This window comes from Lactobacillus sp. UMNPBX16, from assembly GCF_002553775.1.
Taxonomy (GTDB): Bacteria; Bacillota; Bacilli; order Lactobacillales; family Lactobacillaceae; genus Lactobacillus; species Lactobacillus crispatus.
Window position 1 is genome coordinate 1 of sequence record NZ_PCYU01000089.1, and the last position, 3232, is coordinate 3232.

Genomic DNA, 3232 nt, shown 5'->3' on the forward strand with positions numbered 1-3232 from the left:
CAGTAATGCAGTCAATTCAGCTTCTAACAAGTTATTAACAGCCTGTTGTAGCTCTTTGCGCAATAAATCATTTATTTTGTCTGGATTGAATAGAGCTTGAGCAAAATCTTTGGTAAAATCATTCATGAAGGAGTTCTTCTTTCTGTATGTGTTTTTTTGTTCAAACCAATCATACGAGAAAGGAACTCCTTTTTCTAATGTTTAAAGAAATAAATTTAAGGAATCATTCATCCTTACACAAACTATTTTACGGTCTCTAAACTAAATCTACTGGCGCTCTTTTGTTACTTTTCTTGTTCCTTACAATGACTCTTGCAAACACATTCTTTACTATTTACCATTTTGCAGTGGCAAATGCCATCCTTATCTGCACAAGGACAATTTTTCTGACATTTCATTTCATCGTGACAAAATTCATTTTTCATGTTTATCACCTCTATAGCTTATTTGCCTATGATAATCGGACTTTCCAACCAATATATCTTACAATTTTACTTTTCCTAATAAGATTATTTTATAGAAATACCTAGTTAATTTGTTAATTTAATCTGCTGATCAGCTACCGATGTAATGAAGTAAGGATCATGCTCAATTAGTAACATCGTTGGCTTCACACTCTTAAGAAGCTTAATTAATTGATCTTGATTGAATACATCTAAATAATTTGCTGGCTCATCCCATAAATATAAATTAGCAGGTTCTGTCAATGACTTAGCCAAAGCTACTCGTTTCTGTTGTCCCATACTCATTTTTTCAATTCTAGTTGTAAAATCAGCACGCGCAAATCCCATTTTCTTAAGATTGCTCAACAAAGCTTCATAAGACAAATGATATTTTTTAGCAAAGTCTTTTAATGACCCGCTATACATTACAAATTCTTGTGGTAAATAAGAGATTTTCAAACTTTCAATTAGCTCATAATTACCTTTGGCAATTAGATTTTGAGAGATACCCAGTAAATACTTAATTAATGTTGACTTTCCAGAACCATTTTTACCTTCAATAGCAATAATTTCATGATTATTCAAAGACAAAGTCAAGCTTTTAAATAGTTCTCTACTATTTTTTAGTTGCAAGCTAAGATCATTAAGTTGCAAAATCTCACGATGATAGTCTGCTTGAAAATTCATAGTTAGAGAGGGAACAGCCTCAATGTTCTTTAGCATCCCTTCTTTTTCTGCAATCTTTTTATCCATGCGATTGCGTGCATTAATCGACTTCTTCATCATCTTTGCAGCTTGATGTCCGATCGCTCCCTTATTTAATCTAGTTCGACGATTGATGATATGCTGTGTTTTCATTCCTAATTTCTTACGTGCCTCTATTTTAGCTGCCCAATTATGGAATTGTACCTTTTCTTGATTTAGTTTTTTTACTTGCTCTGTAAGTTTTTTATTTTTCTCACGATCAAAATCATCTCGCCTTTTTTTAGTTACCTCATATGTTGAATAATTTCCTTGATACAAATGAATCGCTGTATTTTCAATCGCTAATATATGATCAGTTACCTGATTCAAAAAATCTCGATCATGACTGACTACAATATATCCTTGATCATGCCCATTTAAATATTCTGCTACTTGTTTACGACTTGTCTCATCTAGATGATTAGTTGGTTCATCAATTAGAGGAAAAGAATCTTGATCTGTAAATGATAAAGCTAGCAAAATTTTGGTTTGCTCACCACCACTCAAGGTATTGAAAGGCTGCCATAATAAATCAGGATCTAAATTCATTAGAGTTAACTCTCGTTCCAGCTTCCATTGTTCAAAGGCAACCTGATCTTGTAACTCATAAAAAGTAATGTTTTTAGAATTTTGAATTTTTACAGGATAATATGAAAAGCTGGCATTACCTTGAATTTGACCAGTTCCACAATACTTACCTCGCAGTAAGTTTAAAAAAGTAGTTTTACCTCTTCCGTTTCGACCAATCAAACCTAGTTTCCAATCAGTATCAAGGTCTAGGTTAAGATTTTTAAAAATATATCTATTGCTGTCTTCATATTCAAAAGATAACCTACTAATCTTAAGATTACTCATCCAACCACCTCGCACAAAAAGAGCCCATACTTCTAGCAAGCATAGACTCTCTCCTTACGAAAATGAATTGTAATAATCGAAGGCCTAGGCTTTAATCCTGCTAAAAGTACATAGTCTCTCCATAATATAAATTACTATTTGGACTATGATGCTAATTACAAGATTAAAAGCGCAACCTAAACCCTTCTTTCATTGAATAATATTATGCTGTAATAATAGCACCTGTTTTATTCTTTTACAATAGATATATTAAGTAACTCTATTTATTCCATAAAAACTTAATTAATGCTTGATCAACTTGAGCATTTTCATGCAGTTTTGAATGTTGTGCATTTTTACCATTTATCTTTAAAACTCTATAAGAACTATTACCTCCACTAACTAGGTATTGGAGTGACAAAGTCGAGATATTATCGACTCTTCCATCCGTCTTATCACCAACATCACCCACAATATTTAGAACCTTTACATGATTTTTCAGATAAAGCTCTCTTACACCTGTCATTTGCTTATAAGTTGAATTCATCTTATTAGGCTTTCCCATACTATTCAATTTCATCCCGTTAGGTTGCTTAATTGAATTAGGAATTCCATCAAAAGTTAAACCACCAATAGGAATTGCTCCTTTTTCTACCAAATCATTATCTGGAATACCAACTTCCATGCCTGGTGCATGTTCTAATTGCAAAAAATGTGGCTGGCCTTCACCTTGCAAACCTGCATCATAACGGTAAACATCATTTCCAGCTTCTTTTATTCCTTTTTCAAAATTATCTGCTAATTTTTGAGAGGCGCCATCATAGTGCGGACTTCCTATTAAAATTACTACTCGTGCCATAAGTCACTCTTCTTTCAATATTTCTAACTTCAATTTTCATAAATGATTATATTGAGTTAATTAATACTTGAAAATTCGAGACTGTAAAATAGTTTGTGTAAGGATGAATGATTCCTTAAATTTATTTCTTTAAACATTAGAAAAAGGAGTTCCTTTCTCGTATGATTGGTTTGAACAAAAAAAAACATACAGAAAGAAGAACTCCTTCATGAATGATTTTACCAAAGATTTTGCTCAAGCTCTATTCAATCCAGACAAAATAAATGATTTATTGCGCAAAGAGCTACAACAGGCTGTTAATAACTTGCTAGAAGCTGAATTGACTGCCTTTCTGGGCTATGATCCCTATGCC

At 32.5% G+C, this 3232-nt stretch carries 2 protein-coding genes and 2 pseudogenes; 1 reads left to right on the top strand and 3 read right to left on the bottom strand.

Annotation, left to right across the window (positions count from 1 at the left end; genetic code table 11):
- The 3 genes and pseudogenes from CP367_RS10480 to CP367_RS10490 all read right to left on the bottom strand — a co-directional run.
- A pseudogene (locus CP367_RS10480) lies at positions 1–126 on the bottom strand (IS256 family transposase); the annotation flags it as partial.
- Between the two features lie 404 nt (positions 127–530).
- A complete protein-coding gene (gene abc-f, locus CP367_RS10485; RefSeq protein WP_089145469.1) occupies positions 531–2042 on the bottom strand; it encodes a ribosomal protection-like ABC-F family protein in 1512 nt (503 codons plus the stop codon).
- 259 nt (positions 2043–2301) lie between these two features.
- The gene (locus tag CP367_RS10490; protein WP_233186519.1) at positions 2302–2880 is read right to left on the bottom strand and encodes an alpha/beta hydrolase; all 579 of its coding nucleotides are present in this window, start codon (positions 2878–2880) and stop codon (positions 2302–2304) included.
- Positions 2881–3088: 208 nt separating this feature from the next.
- Between CP367_RS10490 and CP367_RS10495 the strand changes: the two are divergent.
- Positions 3089–3232, top strand: a pseudogene (locus CP367_RS10495) (IS256 family transposase); the annotation flags it as partial.

Excerpts from the sequence above, each read along its gene's own strand:
- abc-f (WP_089145469.1), bottom strand. The coding sequence starts at position 2,042 with ATGAGTAATCTTAAGATTAGTAGGTTATCTTTTGAATATGAAGACAGC.
- CP367_RS10490 (WP_233186519.1), bottom strand. The coding sequence starts at position 2,880 with ATGGCACGAGTAGTAATTTTAATAGGAAGTCCGCACTATGATGGCGCC.